Here is a 14,263-nt window from a genome sequence, read left to right as displayed (position 1 = left end):
CGCAGGGGGGAATCAGGGTCGCGCGGCTGCGCCGGGCGGCCCGGGTCAGATGTGGCAGCCCACCCACACCGGCTCGGGGTGCAGCTCCACGCCGAACGCCTCCCGCACCCCGTCACGTACCTCGCGCGCCAACGCGATCACGTCGTCCGCGGTGGCCTGACCCCTGTTGGTCAGCGCCAGCGTGTGTTTGGTGGAGAGACGAGCGGGTGACGACGACGAGGGATGCCCCTTGGAGAAACCGGCCCGCTCGATGAGCCATCCCGCCGAGAGTTTGACGCCCCCGGGTGCGGAGAAGGCGGGCATCTGCTCGGACTGCGCGGTGCCGAGCCTGGCGGCCACCCGGGATCGCACCGTGGGGAGTTCGTCCTGGGGTATCACCGGGTTGGTGAAGAACGATCCCGCGGACCAGGTGTCGGAGTCGTCGTCGTCGAGCACCATCCCCTTGCCGCGGCGCAGGTCGAGCACCGTGCGCCGCACCACGGCCGGGTCGGTCCGGTCACCAGGGGCGACACCGAGGCGGCCGGCGAGTTCGGCGTAGCGGATCGGTTCGCTGCGTCCGGCGGGATCGAGGCGGAACTCCACCTCGAGGACCACGGCGCGGTCGGTGTTCTTCAGGATGGACGTGCGGTACTCGAGGCCGAGGGCGTCGGGGGTGACCCATTCGTCGACGCCGGTGGCGCGGTCGAACCAGCGCACGCGGTGCAGGATCTGGGCGACCTCCACCCCGTAGGCGCCGACGTTCTGCACGGGCGTCGCGCCCACGGATCCGGGGATGCCGGACAGGCACTCGAGGCCGCCGTACCCGCGCGCGACCGTGTCGGCGACCAGATCGTCCCAGGTCAGGCCCGCGCCCGCGCGGACGACGAGCTGGTCCTCGGTCGGGCCGGCGAGGTAGTCGATCTCCCGGTTGCGCACCGCCACCGCCACCAGGTCGAGGTCGCCGCCGGCCACCACCAGGTTCGAACCGCCCCCCAACACGAGCACCGGCACGTCCGCGGCGTCCAGGGCGCGGACCGCCGCGAAGACCGCGTCCGGGGTCGCACACTCCAGCAGCGCGCGGGGGCGGCCGCCGATGCGCAGGGTGGTCAGGTCCGCGAGGCGGGCACCGGGCGCCACGTCGATGCCGCTGATGTGGGACAGCTCGGCGACGACCGGGTCGGCGGGGTGCGGATGGGTGCCCGCGGGGGTCGGCGCGGTGCCGGCGGGGTCGGGCGACGACGGGTTCACACGACCGAGGGTAACCGGCGGCTTGTAGGGTCTGACCCCATGGCGACCCGCTTCTCCCACACGGCACGTATCGACACGCACGTCGAGAACGTGTTCACCTCCTACGGCGACGAGGCCTTCTGGCGCGACCGCATCGCCGCCGTCGGTAGCCCCGAGGACACCCTCGACGACTTCTCCACCACCGGCGACACGATCACCGTGGCCGTCACCCAGCACATCCCCGACTCCGACATCCCCGACCTGGCGCGCAAGGTCCTGCCCGGGCAGCTGGTGATCGTCCGGACCAGCACCTTCGGCGACTTCGACGGCGAGCGGTTCACCGGATCGGCCCGCGCCGAGGCCGCCGGTGGGCTCGGGATGATCGACGGCGGCGCCGAGACCGTCCACCGGGACGGGGCGGCCCACGAATCCGTCTCCGGTCAGGTCAAGGTGTCGGTGCCGCTGCTCGGCGGCAAGCTCGAGAAGCTCGTCGTGGGGCACCTGGACCGACTGTTCGAGGCCGAGTACCAGCACCTGCGCCGCTGGACCGCCGCCCGCTGACCTGCGGCGGGGACGTGGGCACTGCACTCCCGGCCCGGATCGGTGACAATCGGACGAATGCAGCAGCCGCACGACACCCAACGCCTCCCCGCCTACGACCGACCCGGCGTCCAGCACGCCGAGACCGCGCAGTTCGCCGCAGCGCCTGGAACCGGCTCGCAGGGCCCCGGCGCCTCCGACACGGGTGGACCCTGGACGGCCGGGCGCAGCCCGGGCGGATCCCGCTCGGGCGGGCCCGGTTCGGGCGGATCCGGCGCTGAGGGCGGGAGCCGGCGGGGACGCGGGCCGCTGATCGCGCTCATCGCGGCGCTTCTCGCCGTCGGTCTCGTCGCGGCCTTGGTCGGTCTCGAGTTCGGCATGCGCAACGCCATCAAGAACCGCATGAGTGACGAGGTGACCGCCAGCCTGGGGTCGCCCGCCCAGGTCGAACTCGGCGCGCGCCCGGTGATCCTGTCCTACATCGACGGCAACCTCGGCTCCGTGCGCATCACCACCGACGGCTCGGCCGCCGACGGCGCGACCGGACCGGCACCGCAGATCGACATCCGGGCCGACGGCGTGCGCACCGAAGGCGACCTGACCTACGTGGACTCGCTGACCGGGACCGCGTTCGTCTCCGAGCAGACCATGTCCGCCGCCGCCCAGTCCGAGGGCGCGGCCGGCGACACCCTGCTCGGCGGGCTGATCCAGGTCCAGGAGATCATCGCCGACCCCGCCGCCGGCACCCTGCGGGTCTCGATCAGCGGCCTGGCCGAGGCGGTCGTGACGCCGAGGCTCATCGGTGGCGTCCTCGAGATGCAGCCGGAGCAGGCGTCGATCCTCGGCTTCCCGCTGCCCTCCGAGTTCCTCGGCGGGACCGTCTCGATGATGGACTCGGCGCTGGCCGAACTGCCCGAGGGGGTCCAGTTGACCGGCGTCCGGGTGGTGCCGGGCGGCATGACCGTCGACATCGCCGGTCAGGATGTCGTGCTCGAGGCGACCGAGTGACCCCTGCGCCTCATGCGGACGGCAGGGTCTTGGGCGGCAGGGTCTCAGGCGGCAGGGTCACGGGCGGCAGGGGCACCGGCGGCAGTGACGCCGGCACCCGCCTGCTGCTCATCGCCGACACCCACGTCCCCACGCGGGCCCGCGACCTGCCCGAGCGGGTGTGGGATGAGGTCGACGCCGCGGACATCGTGATCCACGCGGGCGACTGGATGGACGTGGGGCTTCTCGACTCGTTGGAGGAACGCTCGGCTCGACTCATCGCCTGCTGGGGCAACAACGACGGCCCGGACCTGCGCGAGCGCCTGCCCGAGGTGGCACGCGAGACGATCGACGGCGTGCGTCTGGTGGTGACGCACGAGGCCGGCGCGTCCGCGGGCCGCGACACACGCATGGCCAAGGCCTACCCGGACACCGACGTCCTGGTGTTCGGGCACTCGCACATCCCGTGGGACACCACCGCGCCGAGGGCGTCCGGCCAGGGCGGCCTGCGACTGCTCAACCCGGGCTCCCCGACCGACCGGCGTCGCCAACCGCACTGCACCTACATGACCGCGACCATCGACGGCGGCGCGCTGGGTGACGTCGAGCTGCACCGGCTCTGACGTCGCCCCGCCGCTTTGCGCCCGACCGGCGACCGCGGAATCTGCCTACCCTGGGTCCATGAGCAATGACACCACCATGCGCGCCGTGCACCAGGACACCCTCGGGGAGCCGGACGTCCTCGCCGTCGTCGACCTCCCCCGCCCCACCCCGCGCACCAACGAGGTCCTCGTCCGCGTCGAGGCCGCCAGCGTCAACCCCACCGACTGGAAGCACCGTGAGAACGGCGGCTTCCTCGGCAAGCCCCCCTTCGTGCTCGGCTGGGACCTGTCCGGTGTGGTCGAGGAGGTGGGCATCGGCGTCGCCCGCTTCTCCCCCGGCGACGAGGTGTTCGGGATGCTCTCGTACCCGTTCGGGCACGGAGCCCACGCCGAGTACGTCGCCGCCCCCGCGGCCTGGTTCGCCCCCAAGCCCGCCTCCCTCGACCACGTGCAGGCCGCCGCCCTGCCGCTCGTGTCGCTGACCGCATGGCAGGCGCTCGTCGAGTACGCCGACATCCAGCCGGGTCAGCGGGTGCTCATCCACGCCGCCGCCGGCGGGGTCGGGCACGTGGCCGTCCAGATCGCCAAGGCCCGCGGCGCATACGTGATCGGCACCGCCAGCGCCGGCAAGCACGACTTCCTGCGCGAGCTCGGCGTCGACGAGGCGATCGACTACCACGACGTCGACATCGCCGAGGCGGTCAGCGACGTGGACGCCGTGCTCGACACGATCGGCGGTCAGACGTCCCTCGACTCCCTGCGGACGCTGCGCCCCGGCGGGATCGTGGTGTCGATCCTGCCCGTGGGGTCCGGCGACTTCTTCCGGGAGGCCGAGGAGCTGGGGGTGCGTGCGGTCCGGATGCTCGTGGATTCCTCGCGCCACGACCTGGTCTCGATCACCGAGCTCGTCGAACAGGGTGCGCTCCGGGCGACGATCGCCGAGGTCTTCCCGTTGGAGCAGGCCGCCGAGGCGCATCGTCGCGGCCAGACCGGTCGGACCGCCGGCAAGATGGTGCTGACCACGGGCTGATCCCGGGCGGTCGGCAGTCGGGCGGTCGGCAGTCGGACGGTCGGCAGTCGGACGGTCGGCAGTCGGACGGTCGGCAGTCGGGCGACGCGGCTATTCGGGGAAGCCCTCCAGCACCGCGCGGGAGCCCGACAGCCCGAGGCGGGTCGCACCGGCGGCGATCATCGCGCGGGCGGCATCCGCGTCACGGATCCCGCCCGAGGCCTTGATGCCCAGCCGGCCGCCCACCGCCCGGTCCATGGCCTCGACCGCGCGCACGCTGGCGCCGCCGGCGGGGTGGAAACCGGTGGAGGTCTTGACGAAATCGGCCCCCGCCCGGGCGACGGCATGGCAGAGGGCCTCGATTCGTTCGTCGCCCGCCTCCTCGCCCAGCGCCTTGTGGATGGCCGCGGTCTCGAGGATCACCTTGATGACCACGGGCGGCGGCACGGCATCCCGCATGGCCAGCACATCGGCCATGACCTCGTCGACCAGTCCGGCGATGGCGGCGCCCACATCGATCACCATGTCCACCTCACGGGCCCCCTGGTCCACCGCGAGCCTGCCCTCCATCGCCTTGACCAGCGAGTGGTGCTTGCCGGAGGGGAAACCGGCCACCGTGGCGACGACGAGCTCCTCACCCCGCACCGGGAGCATGGCCGGGCTCACGCACACGGCCTTGACTCCCAACTCGCGGGCCTCGTCGACGCAGGCCCGGACGTCGTCGCGGGAGGCGTCGGGGGAGAGCAGGGTGTGGTCGATCATGGCGGCGACCCGGGCGCGGGTCAGCTCGTTCGTCGCAGTGGCGTCCATGCCGGCCAGCCTAGCGGGGGCGCCCGTCTTCCCTGCTGGCACAATGGGCACTCATGTCACGTCGCTTCGTCCTCACCCTGGGTTGCCCGGACCGCATCGGTATCGTCGCCCGGATCGCCACCTTCCTCGCCGAGCTGGGCGGGACGATCACGGAGGCGGCCTACCACGCGGACGAGGACTCGAACTGGTTCTTCACCCGCCAGTCCGTGAGCGCCGAGTCGATCGGCATGGAGATCGACGAACTGCGGCGCCGCTTCGAGCGGGTTGCAGCCGAACTGGGCCCGGAGACCGACTGGCACATCTCGGACTCCTCCGAGCCCAAGGACGTCGTCATCCTGGTCTCGAAGGAGGGGCACTGCCTCCACGACCTGCTGGGTCGGGTGGAGAGCGGTGACTACCCTGCGCGGGTCCGGGCCGTGATCGGCAACCACGAGAACCTGCGCGGCATGGCCGAGTCGCACGGTGCGCCCTTCCACCACGTGCCGTTCCCGGCCGACCCCGCCGAGCGAGGCCCGGCATTCGCGGAGGTCGCCGCGATCGTCGACGAGATCGACCCGCACGCGATCGTGCTGGCCCGCTTCATGCAGGTCCTGCCGGACGAGCTCTGCACGAAGTGGGCCGGGCGTGCCCTCAACATCCACCACAGCTTCCTGCCCAGCTTCGTGGGCGCCCGCCCCTACCACCAGGCGCATGTCCGCGGCGTGAAACTGATCGGGGCGACCTGCCACTACGTGACCGCCGACCTCGACGAGGGGCCGATCATCGAGCAGGACGTCATCCGCGTGGACCACACAGCGACGGTGAAGGACATGGTCCGGCAGGGGCGCGACGCCGAGAAGCTGGTCCTGGCCAAGGGGCTGCGCTGGCACCTCGAGGACCGGGTGCTGGTCCACGGCGGACGCACCGTCGTGTTCACCTAGGTCCGCTCCCGGGAAAGTCAGCTCCCCTGGGAGGTCCGCTCCCGGGGAGGTCAGCCCTTGGGGAAGCCGTGCCGCTCGCTGAGCAGGGTCTCGGCCGCCGAGAGGAAGATCAGGCGGGCGGCGGCGCCGGCCCGGGGCATGATCCCCGTGACCCTCTTGATGATGACGGACTGGTCCATCCCGGCGTCGCGCATCGTCTCCACCAGGATGTCGAGCGCCTCGGCCGACGTACTCTGCCCCTTGAGGAACAGGCGACCGATCTTGTCGATCCCCTCCTCACCGACCCCGAGGACGATGAGTTCGCGGAACAGCTCGTACATGTAGCGGTCCGCGAAGAAATGGTCGGCCGCACTCGGCTCACTGACCAGGCCGATGGCCGATCCCTGGTCGAGGAGTTCCTCGGCGAACTCGAAACCCGCGACGGCCTCCACGCCGCCACGAGGGAGGCGGCGGCGGGTGCCGCTCGAGCGTCGCTCCGGTAGGACGGCGTCCGAGTTCAGCAGCTCGGAGAGCGTGAAGCCGTGGCGCTCCGCGATGAACAGCTCCTCGATGGTGGCGAACGTGTAGCCGCGGTCGAGCAGCCGGAGGATCTGGTTCAGTCGGTTCTTGTGGTCGGGCCCGTAGAACGCGGTGCGACCCCTGCGGACGGGGGCCGGGAGAAGTCCCCGCTCCTGGTAGACGCGGATGTTACGCACCGTGGTGCCGGAGTCCTCGGCCAGCTCCTCGATCCGCTGGAACCCGTCGGCCTCCGGTGGTGTCACCTGCGCCGTCCCCCGACAGCGGGCCGGACGTCGGCGAAGAACACACCCACTGCCACCATCGCGATGATGCTGAGGAAGCCGAACGGCCGGATCGCGAACATGAGGGCGGCCACGGCGCAGATGCCGATCCAGGCGGGCTTGGGCCACTTGCCCTCGATCGAGTACGCCGACGCGGGCGGGAGGACTGCCAGCACCAGTCCCGCCAGGGCCCACACGACGAGCGCGCCCTGGATAGCCAGCTGGACCATGCCCCACGTCCCGGGAAGAGTGTCAATCACGCGGCCCAGTGTAGTCGGCACTCATGTCACCGCGGTGTGACCATGTTCACGGCGTCCAGATCCCGGCCCGGCCCCTGCGGCGGACCTCAACGCACGACGCCCCGGCCCCTCCGGAGAAGGAGGGCCGGGGCGTCAGGTGCCGCTGTATCAGACGCGGTCGGTGCCGGCGGGGGGCAACGGGGTGTCCGCGGTGGTCAGCGCGGGATCGTTGTCCGCGAGCTCCATCGGCGTGGGGGCGTCCGAATCGCCCCCGGCCGATGCGGCGGCCGGCTTGGCAGCAGTCGACTTGGTGGCAGCCGGCTTGGTGGCGGCGGGCTTGGACGCCACGGGCTTACCGGCGGCCGGCTTGGTCGCGGCCGGCTTGTCGGCGGTTGCCGCACCCGACGACGACGGGGTGGCCGTGGCCTTGGTGGTCGTCGACTTCGCGGCGGCCTTCTTGGCGGGCGCCTTCTTGGCCGGGGCCTTCTTGGCGGCAGCCTTCTTCGCCGGTGCCTTCTTGGCCGTGCGGGCCTCGACCTCGGCGGTGCCGCGAGCGACCTCGGCGGACGCCTTGGAGGCGGCCTCGTCGACGCGGTCGGCGGCCTTGCCAGCGACCTTGTCGACGTTGTCGGCGGCCTTGCCCGCCGTCTTGTCGACGCGCTCGGCCACCTCGTCGACCCGCTCGGCCGCCGAGTCGGCGGCGTCGCCGGCGGTCTCGGCCGCCTGGCGGGCGCTCTTGGAGACGCGGCCAGCCGCCTTCACACCGATCGTGCGGGTCTGGCGGGCGACGGTGCCGAGGGCGTCCTCGCCCAGTTCGACCTGCTCCTCGACGGCGCCGGCGGCGCGGGCCACCTGCTCGTTGACGCGGGCCAGGCCGGCCTCGAGCTGCGGGTTCTCCTCGCGTAGCCGGCTCACGACGTCTTCACCGCGGGCGGCGAGGCCACCGTAGATCCCGGCCGCGACCTGGACGTACGCGTCGGCGACCTTGCGCAGCTCCTCCGGGCGGAACCGGGTGACGAGCTCCTCGACCTCGGCCGGCAGGGCCTGGACGCGCTCGGGGACCTCGCTCACGCGGTTCTGGACCTCGGTGACGCGCGTCTGCGCCCCGGCCACGCGCTCGTTGATGCGGTTCTGCGCCTCGGCCACGCGCTCGGTGACCTTGGACTGCGCTTCGGTGACGGCCTCCTCGGCGCGACGGCGCAGGTCCGCGACCATGCCGGAGACGGCCTGGATGGCGAGGTCGTTGACCCCGACGTAGGCGTAGACCGGCGTGCGCACGGCGGCGATGGCCTGACCGAGCGGACCCTCCAGGGCCTGCTCCTTGACGGCCTCGCCCTTGGCCTTCTGCTCGGCGGCCTCGGCGGCGGTCTTCTTGGAAGTGGGCTTCTTATCGGCCATTTTGACTCCTCGGTGGTGTCGTGCGGGTGTTCTCTTGTGCGGTGTCACGTGGCCCTGCGGGCCGTCGTCCGGAGTTCCCTCAGGGAACGTTGACGACCTGGGCGGCTGCCGTTGCGTTGTTCGCTCGGAACGACTCGTAGATCTCCACGAGCACCTCCCTCTGTCGCTCTGTGAGGTCCGGGGCGGTGAGGATCGCATCCCTCACCGGACTCCCCTGCTTGAGTTCGAGGATCCCCGCGCGGGCGTAGAGCACCTCGGCGGACAACCTCAGACCTCGGGCGATCTGACCCAGGACCTCGGCGGACGGCTTGCGCAGCCCGCGTTCGATCTGGCTCAGATACGGGTTGGAGACGCCGGCACGCTCCGCGAGCTGCCGGATGGACACCTCGGCGGCCTCCCGCTGGGCGCGGATGAACGACCCGATGTCCTGCGACTCGGACGAACGCTTGTCGTCCTCACCGTGCGAGGTGAGATCGCTGTGACGCGGCACCTCACCCGTCGGCTTGTTGCGACGCGCGAGGGTTGCGGCGGTCGGTTCATCGACCTGTGCTCCGGTGCTCTCCGCAGCCTCGTCGTGTGTGTGTCCACTCTGTGCGGCCATGGAGTCACCTCCCTCCAGCGTCCGTCTCTCATCGCCTGACCCCAACGCTAGCAACGAGTGCTTGCTACAGCAAGCGCTATGTGTACGGCGATGCGGTGCGATGGGTCACACAGGCCGGTCGGGATCAGACTCGGGCCGGGATCAGAAGATGAGCTCGGTGGTGGTGTGGATGACGAGTCCCGCCAGGGCCCCCACGACCGTGCCGTTGATGCGGATGAACTGCAGGTCCTTGCCCGCGAGCAACTCGATCTTCTCGGAGGCCTCGTCGGCGTCCCACCGTTCGACGGTCTCGGAGATGATCGAGGTGACCTCGCCGGCGTAGTTCTCCGCGACGTAGCGGGCGGTGCGGGTCATGTAGTCGTCGAGGCGCGCCCGCATCTTCTCGTCCCCGACGAGCATGTCGGCCAGGCGGCCCAGGAGATCGTCGATCTTCACCCGCAGCGTGGACGAGGAGTCCTCGGTGGCCTCGACGATCATGTGCTTGGCGGCCGCCCACGCCGATCCGGCGGCGCGGCGCACCTCGTCGCGGCCCATGACCTCGTGCTTGAACGTCTCGAGCTTGGCCATGGTGGACGGGTCGTGCTGGAGGTCGCGGGCGAAGTCCTCGACGAACCCGATCAGCGCCACCCGAACGGGATGCTGCTTGTCGACCTTGATCTGCCAGGTCCACTCGCGCAGCTCGCGGTAGGCACGCTCGGAGAGCAGTTCGTTGACGAACTGGGGCGCCCACGTGGGGGCCTTCTCGCGGACCCAGCGGTCGATGGTCTCGGGGTTGGCCTCCACCCAGCCGTGGGCGCGGTCGGCCATGAGGTCCATCAGGGGCAGGTGGCGTCCCTCGTCGAGGAGCTCGGCGAGGATCCGACCGGCCGGCGGCCCCCATTCCGGCTCGGCGATGCGGGAGACGATGGTGCGTTCGATGATCGCGACGGCGTCGTCGTCGCGGAGCACGGCCAGAACGGCACGGATGGCCTTGGCGGCCTGGTCCGAGGCCATCGCGCGGTGGTCGTCCTCGGCCAGCCACTCACCGGCGCGTTCGGGGATGCGGGCGCCGCGGACCTTCTCGCTCACCATCTCGGGGTCGAGGAAGTTCTCCCCCACGAACCCGCCGAGGGAGGTGCCCAGCTGGTCCTTCTTCTTGCGGATGAGCGCGGTGTGCGGGATGGGGATCCCCAGCGGGTGCTTGAACAGGGCGGTGACGGCGAACCAGTCGGCCAGCCCGCCGACCATCCCCGCCTCGGCGGCGGCGCGGACGTAACCCACCCAGGGGTCGGCGCCGTTGTGTAGCGCGTACTCCGCGACCAGATAGACCAGTCCGGCCACGACGAGGAACCCCGTCGCGACCATCTTCATACGACGGAGGGCTGACCTCCGCTCGGCGTCGGTCGCCGGGTCGCCCGCCCTGAGAGCGGGCGCGCCGGCACCCACGACCGGGTCGACCGTCAGTGTGCGTCCTCGCGGCCGTGCTTACGGAAGCCGTACATACAGATGAACAGCCCGAGGAGGAAGACGGCGGTGGTCGCCACGACCGCCGCGATGACCAGCCCCAGGGAGACCCCGGCGTTCTCCGTGTAGTACCCGATGGCGGTGATGGGCAGGCCCAGCATGCTCATGCTCAGCAGGATGATCACCGAACCCAGGTAGATCGTAGTCGAGTACAGCGGGTACGTGGGGGCGACCTCCGTCGCGTACGACGGGTAGTACTCCTCGACGATGGCGGCACCAGTGTGCTCGAGCGTCTGACCGGCCATGATGTCGTCCTCTTCTCTCCACTACCGATCCCGGGCCCGTGACCCGAGACTCGTTCTATGTCCCATCTTATTGGAACCCCGGGGATCCGGGGCAACCGCCCGTCGGATCCGCCGCGCGGCGGCGACCAGATTGCGCAGGCTCGGCTCCAACTGCCAGGTGTAACGGCTCTTGAGCCCCCCGTCCGGCACCGCCCACACGCGGTCCACCCCCACCGCGTCCACCGCCCGGAGCAGCCTCGAGTGCAGCAGGTCGATGTCCGGGACGAACCCCGACCGTGACTCGTACACCCCGGGCGCGACCTGACGGGTCAGGGTGTGATCCTCCAGGGCCTCCAGTACCCACTCGATCGACCGCGTCGCGACGATCGCGGTGACGTCGGCGTCGAGTCCCTCGATCGCCGCCCTCATCTCCCGCAAAGACGAGTAGGTGAGGTGCGTGTGGATCTGGGTGTCCGGTCGCGTCCCGGCCGAGGCCAGGCGGAAGGTGCCCACCGCCCAGTCGAGGTACGCGCGTCGGTCCGCGCCGCGGCGCGGCAGGAGTTCCCGGATGGCGGGTTCGTCGATCTGGATGATCGCCGTCCCCGCCGCCTCCAGGTCCGCCACCTCGTCGCGCACCACCAGCGCGAGCTGCGTGGCGACCTCGGGCAGTGCCAGGTCCGTGCGGCAGAAGGACCGCGCGAGCATCGTCACCGGGCCGGTGACCATCCCCTTCACCGGCCGGTCGGTCAGCGACTGCGCGTACCCGGTCCACTCCACGGTCATCGGCGCGGGTCGGGCCACGTCGCCGTACAGGATCGGCGGCCGCACACAGCGCGAGCCGTAGGACTGCACCCAGCCGCTGCGGGTGGCGGCGAACCCGTCGAGCAGTTCGGCGAAGTACTGCACCATGTCGTTGCGCTCGACCTCGCCATGCACCAGCACGTCCAGCCCGATGTCCTCCTGCAGCCGGATCACCGAGGCGATCTCGGCGCGCAGGTAGTCGCAGTACCTGTCGTAGTCGATCCGCCCGTCCGCCAGGTCCCTGCGGGCACGCCGGATCTCCCGCGTCTGCGGGAACGAGCCCAGCGTCGCCGTCGGCAGCGTGGGCAGTCCGAGCCGGTCGGCCTGCCGGGCAGCCCGCTCGGCGTAGGGGACGCGGACCTTGTCGTCGTCGTCGACCCGGGCGGTCCTCGCCCGCACGTCGTCGCGGCGCGCGCTGGGCAGTACCGGCAACCGGCGCCAGCGCGGTGTGGGGCCGTCGACCAGGGCGTGCGCGAGCGAGACCACCTCGGCGACCTTCTGCTCGGCGAACGCCAGCGAGTCCGCGAGCTCGGCGGGCAGGTCGGGCTCGGCGTTCACGTCGTACGGCACGTGCAGCAGCGTGCACGAGGTCGACACCACCACGTCCGGGAAGACGGCCCGCAGGTCACGCAGGTAGTCCAGGGTGGCGAACTTGTCGGTGCGCCACACGTTCTGGCCGTCCACGACACCGGCGTAGAGACGCTTGCCGCGCAGCCCCGGCACGTCCGCGAGGTCCGCGGCCGACCGCCGCCCGTACACGAGGTCCAGGCCGATCGCCTCGATGCCGGTCGCGGCCAGCGCCGACAGCGCCTCCCCCAGGTCGCCGTACTGCCCCGTCACCAGGATGCGCGGTCGCGTCGTCACGGCCGCCAGCCGGTCGTAGGCACGGCGCAACGCCGCGATCTCGTCGGCGGTGCGTTCCATCGTCATGCACGGCTCGTCGAACTGCACGCACGTCACGCCGGCTCCGGCCAGGACCCCCAGCAGCGCCTCGTACTCCGTGAGCAGGCGGTCGAGCAGGTCGATCGGCGCGAATTCCGGCGCGGCGTCGGGCGCCGCCTTGCTCAGCAGCAGCAGCGAGACCGGGCCGGTGACGACGGGCCTTATCTCCAACCCCTGTTTCCGCGCCCGCGCCACCTCCGCGAGCAGTTCGTCCGGCCGCAGCCCCAGCTCGGAGGCCTCGTCGAACTCGGGCTGACGGTAGAGGTAGGAGGTGCCCTGCAGCGGGACGAGTTCGAGCGGCGGCACGTCGGCGCGGCCGCGGGCGAGCGCGAAGACGGTGTCGACGGGGCCGAGGTCGCGGACGAGCTCGCGGAACCGCGCGGGGACCGCGCCCATGAGCAGGGCGTCGTCGAGGATGTGGTCGTAAAAGGAGAAGGTGTTGCCGGGGATCTGCGTGATGCCCGTGGCGCGCAGGTCGTGCCACGTGGCGTCGCGGAGTCTGCGGCCGGTGGCGAGCAGCTCGGCCCGGGTCCCGTCACCGTGCCAGTACCGTTCGAGGGCGCGTTTGAGCTCGCGGCGCGGGCCGATGCGTGGGTACCCGAGGACGGACGAGGCGCGGGTGGTTTCGAGGTGCGGCGGCGTGGGCGACGACGGTGGCTGTGACGACGGCGGCGGCGGTGACTGTGACGACGACGACGACGACGACGACATGATCTCAGCGCGCGGCGCGTGCCATCGCCCGCGGCGCGTCATAGCGGTAGAAACCGTGGCCGCTCTTCTTGCCGAGCCTGCCCGCCTCGACCATCCGCAACAACAGCGGCGGCGGCGAGTACAGCGGCTCGGCGAACTCGGTGTACATCGAGTCGGCGATCGCCTTGATGGTGTCCAGGCCGACGAGGTCTGCCAGGGTGAGCGGCCCCATGGGGTGGGCGCAGCCCAGGACCATGGCCTTGTCGATGTCCTCCGGGGTGGCGAACCCGGACTCGGCCATCCGGATGGCGGAGAGCAGGTATGGCACGAGCAGGGCGTTGACCACGGCCCCGGCGCGGTCGGCGGAGTGGACGACCTGTTTGCCCAGGACCTGCTCGGCGAACGCCTGTGCCCTGTCCCGGGCCGCGGCCCCGGTCTCGAGGGTGCTCACCAGCTCGACGAGCGGGAGCACGGGAACCGGGTTGAAGAAGTGCATACCGATCACGCGCTCGGGCCGGGCGGTACACGTGCCGAGCTTCATGATGGGGATCGACGAGGTGTTGGAGGCCAGGACGGCGTCGGGGTCGGTGACGACCGCGTCGAGTTCGCGGAACACGGCGGTCTTGGCGTCGGTGTCCTCGACGATCGCCTCGATGACCAGCTGCCGATCGACGAAGTCGCCGAGGTCGGTGGTGAAACGCAACCGCAGGGCGGCCTGCTCACGCTCGCGGGCGGTGATCTTGCCGGAGGACACTCCCTTGTCCAGAGAGTCGAGGACGCGGGCGCGGCCGCTGGTGGTCAGCTCCCGGGTGGACTCCCAGACGAGGACGTCGAGATGCGCGCGGGCGCACACCTCGGCGATGCCGGCGCCCATCTGTCCGGCGCCCACCACGCCGACGCGGGTGATCCGCCCCGGGTCGGCGCCGTCGCGGGAGCTGTTCATCTGTCCAGGGTCCTTCGGGAGGAGGGAACTTGAGGGTGGAGACACCACCGGGGGCCGGGCCGCCTCGTC

15 protein-coding genes are annotated in these 14,263 nt (G+C 71.3%); 5 read left to right on the top strand and 10 right to left on the bottom strand.

Annotated features, from left to right (window positions below):
* Positions 1 to 45: 45 nt before the first annotated feature.
* Positions 46 to 1,131, bottom strand: coding sequence for a UDP-N-acetylmuramate dehydrogenase (locus CK206_RS14210; protein ID WP_096907474.1), 1,086 nt, complete (start codon positions 1,129 to 1,131; stop codon positions 46 to 48).
* A gap of 135 nt (positions 1,132 to 1,266) precedes the next feature.
* On the opposite strand from CK206_RS14210, the gene CK206_RS14205 reads away from it, so the two are divergent.
* The 4 genes from CK206_RS14205 (at position 1,267) to CK206_RS14190 (ending at position 4,365) form a co-directional block, all read left to right on the top strand.
* Positions 1,267 to 1,767 carry a DUF2505 domain-containing protein gene (locus CK206_RS14205; protein WP_096906778.1) on the top strand — a complete coding sequence of 167 codons (501 nt, stop codon included), beginning with the start codon at positions 1,267 to 1,269 and terminating at the stop codon, positions 1,765 to 1,767.
* Between the two features lie 57 nt (positions 1,768 to 1,824).
* Positions 1,825 to 2,754 (top strand): DUF2993 domain-containing protein, encoded by a 930-nt coding sequence (locus tag CK206_RS14200; protein WP_096906777.1) that lies wholly within the window; start codon positions 1,825 to 1,827, stop codon positions 2,752 to 2,754.
* Between the two features lie 101 nt (positions 2,755 to 2,855).
* Positions 2,856 to 3,356 carry a metallophosphoesterase gene (locus CK206_RS14195; RefSeq protein WP_069389706.1) on the top strand — a complete coding sequence of 167 codons (501 nt, stop codon included), beginning with the start codon at positions 2,856 to 2,858 and terminating at the stop codon, positions 3,354 to 3,356.
* Positions 3,357 to 3,414: 58 nt separating this feature from the next.
* Positions 3,415 to 4,365 (top strand): NADP-dependent oxidoreductase, encoded by a 951-nt coding sequence (locus tag CK206_RS14190; protein ID WP_096906776.1) that lies wholly within the window; start codon positions 3,415 to 3,417, stop codon positions 4,363 to 4,365.
* Between the two features lie 90 nt (positions 4,366 to 4,455).
* Here the strand turns inward: CK206_RS14190 and deoC are convergent, their stop codons facing one another.
* Positions 4,456 to 5,154 carry a deoxyribose-phosphate aldolase gene (deoC, locus tag CK206_RS14185; protein ID WP_096906775.1) on the bottom strand — a complete coding sequence of 233 codons (699 nt, stop codon included), beginning with the start codon at positions 5,152 to 5,154 and terminating at the stop codon, positions 4,456 to 4,458.
* Positions 5,155 to 5,207: 53 nt separating this feature from the next.
* On the opposite strand from deoC, the gene purU reads away from it, so the two are divergent.
* Positions 5,208 to 6,074 (top strand): formyltetrahydrofolate deformylase, encoded by an 867-nt coding sequence (gene purU, locus CK206_RS14180; RefSeq protein ID WP_067717112.1) that lies wholly within the window; start codon positions 5,208 to 5,210, stop codon positions 6,072 to 6,074.
* 50 nt (positions 6,075 to 6,124) lie between these two features.
* On the opposite strand, the gene CK206_RS14175 is transcribed toward purU, so the two are convergent.
* From CK206_RS14175 to CK206_RS14140, 8 genes are all read right to left on the bottom strand, one after another.
* Positions 6,125 to 6,835: a MerR family transcriptional regulator gene (locus tag CK206_RS14175; protein ID WP_096906774.1), complete on the bottom strand. Its 711-nt coding sequence runs from the start codon at positions 6,833 to 6,835 to the stop codon at positions 6,125 to 6,127.
* A complete protein-coding gene (locus CK206_RS14170) occupies positions 6,832 to 7,113 on the bottom strand; it encodes a DUF2516 family protein (protein WP_067717117.1) in 282 nt (93 codons plus the stop codon). The genes CK206_RS14175 and CK206_RS14170 overlap by 4 nt, the downstream gene beginning before the upstream one ends.
* Before the next feature lie 147 nt (positions 7,114 to 7,260).
* Positions 7,261 to 8,490: a hypothetical protein gene (locus tag CK206_RS14165; protein WP_096906773.1), complete on the bottom strand. Its 1,230-nt coding sequence runs from the start codon at positions 8,488 to 8,490 to the stop codon at positions 7,261 to 7,263.
* Positions 8,491 to 8,569: 79 nt separating this feature from the next.
* Positions 8,570 to 9,091, bottom strand: coding sequence for a helix-turn-helix domain-containing protein (locus tag CK206_RS14160; protein ID WP_096906772.1), 522 nt, complete (start codon positions 9,089 to 9,091; stop codon positions 8,570 to 8,572).
* 141 nt (positions 9,092 to 9,232) lie between these two features.
* Entirely contained in the window at positions 9,233 to 10,441 is a 1,209-nt protein-coding gene (locus tag CK206_RS14155; protein ID WP_096906771.1) for a DUF445 domain-containing protein, read from the bottom strand.
* 89 nt (positions 10,442 to 10,530) lie between these two features.
* Positions 10,531 to 10,839, bottom strand: coding sequence for a hypothetical protein (locus CK206_RS14150; protein WP_096906770.1), 309 nt, complete (start codon positions 10,837 to 10,839; stop codon positions 10,531 to 10,533).
* Positions 10,840 to 10,860: 21 nt separating this feature from the next.
* Positions 10,861 to 13,272 carry a 5-methyltetrahydropteroyltriglutamate--homocysteine S-methyltransferase gene (gene metE, locus CK206_RS14145; protein ID WP_096907473.1) on the bottom strand — a complete coding sequence of 804 codons (2,412 nt, stop codon included), beginning with the start codon at positions 13,270 to 13,272 and terminating at the stop codon, positions 10,861 to 10,863.
* 4 nt (positions 13,273 to 13,276) lie between these two features.
* On the bottom strand, positions 13,277 to 14,194 hold the full coding sequence (locus tag CK206_RS14140) for a 3-hydroxybutyryl-CoA dehydrogenase (protein ID WP_069389974.1): 918 nt from the start codon (positions 14,192 to 14,194) through the stop codon (positions 13,277 to 13,279).
* Positions 14,195 to 14,263: the final 69 nt, after the last annotated feature.

The organism is Dietzia sp. WMMA184 (assembly GCF_002441635.1).
Lineage (GTDB): Bacteria > Actinomycetota > Actinomycetes > Mycobacteriales > Mycobacteriaceae > Dietzia > Dietzia kunjamensis.
The sequence above is the reverse complement of the archived record's forward strand: the minus strand, read 5'-3'. Positions and strand labels throughout refer to the sequence as shown.